This is a genomic window from Methanoculleus sp. UBA413 (genome assembly GCF_002502935.1).
In the GTDB taxonomy this organism is placed as follows: Archaea; Halobacteriota; Methanomicrobia; order Methanomicrobiales; family Methanoculleaceae; genus Methanoculleus; species Methanoculleus bourgensis.
On record NZ_DAQR01000094.1, the window covers coordinates 347 to 624 of the forward strand.

The 278-nt window shown below is 63.3% G+C and carries 1 pseudogene; it reads right to left on the reverse strand.

What is annotated here, in order from left to right:
* Window positions 1-278, reverse strand: a pseudogene (locus BP858_RS07725) (amidohydrolase family protein); the annotation flags it as partial.

A 278-nucleotide genomic window follows, 5' to 3' on the forward strand; every position in this document is an offset into this window, starting at 1 on the left:
CCCCACTGCCAGGCCTCGGTGCCTCCTGGGTTCGTGAGTTTGATGCCAAACCCCTTCACCGCCGAGAGCGTCCAGGCGATGATGGCCGCAACCCTTTTCGTATCGCCGTCCCTGATCGCCTCCATGATCCCCCAGTTCCCGTCAAAGAGGGTGTTTGCCATCGTATCCTGGAGCGGGGTGTAGGTGAACTCCTCGTGGGTGTGGCGGGCCTCAAGCGGCGCCATTGCGCCCTCGAGCAGGGTGGTGTAGCCCATCACGCTGTAGCGGTAGCTGTTGCC